At 72.6% G+C, this 1,063-nt stretch carries 2 protein-coding genes; both read right to left on the bottom strand.

Annotated features, from left to right (window positions below; translation table 11 throughout):
* On the bottom strand, window positions 1-292 hold a 292-nt coding region (locus ACWGDE_RS39165; protein WP_453393849.1), incomplete at its 3' end, for a DUF3618 domain-containing protein.
* Window positions 293-419: 127 nt separating this feature from the next.
* Window positions 420-1,063 (bottom strand): FAD-dependent oxidoreductase (locus tag ACWGDE_RS39170; protein WP_453393850.1); only part of this gene is annotated, 644 nt, incomplete at its 5' end.

The raw sequence follows: 1,063 nt of genomic DNA on the forward strand, positions 1-1,063 counted from the left end.
CCGCGGCCGCGGCCCGGACTGCCTTGCCCCGCACCTTCCCCCGCACGGAGCCGAGGTCCTTGTCCGCCGCGAGCCGGCGGACGTGCGCGGCCGAATCCCGGAGCCGAGCGGTGACCCGCCCGACCTGGCCCTTGACGCCGGCCATCCCGTCGTGGGCGCGCCCTGACACGCCGGCCTTGGAGGACAGCGCTTCGACCGTCCGTCCGAGTTCCGTCCGCGTGCGGGCGAACTGCCGACGGAGTTCCTGTGCGGTGGGGAGGGACGTGCTGCCGTGAGACCGGGTCTTCGTCATCGGGGTGTCCTTTCCTTCGAGTACTCCGCTTGCCTGACCTGTCTGCCGCGCGGATACCCGGTAACGGCTCGACAACGCACGTGGGGCCCGGCCCGGAAGGATCCCCTTGCCGCCGGCGGCACCGTCGTCACAGGTCGAGGTCGAGGAGGGCCTGCTCCACGACCTCGGTGAGCGCCGGGTGGATCCAGTACGGGGACCTGGCCACGGTGGACGCGTCGATTCCCAGGGCCATCGCCAGGACGAGGGGCTGGATGAGGGTGGCGGCCTGCGGGCCCATCAGGTGGGCGCCGAGCAGGCGGCCGGTGCCGCGTTCGGCCAGCACCTTGCAGAAGCCGGTGGTGTCCTCCATCGCCCAGCCGTAGGCGACGTCCGCGTACCGGGCTTCACCCACCAGCGGGTCCAGGCCCCGGTCTCGGCAGTCCTGCTCGGTGGCGCCGATCGAGGCGATCTGGGGGCGGGTGAAGACGGCAGCGGGCACCCGGTCGCGGTCGGCTGCGATCAGGTCGTCCGGGTGGCGGAGGTTGTGGGCGACGACCTCCGCCTCGTGGTTGGCCACGTGCTTGAGGGGCACCGGTGTGCAGATGTCGCCGAGCGCGAAGACGCCTTTCCCGGTGGTGCGCTGGTACGCGTCGACGACGATGCGGCCGTCGTCACGGGTGGCGATGCCCGCGGCGTCGAGGTTCAGCCGGTCGCTGTTGGGGAGGCGGCCCGAGGCGACCAGCAGCAGGTCCGCCTCGACCGTCGAAGCGTCGTCCAGGGTCAGCCGCAGGG

Source organism: Streptomyces sp. NPDC054956, assembly GCF_053609185.1.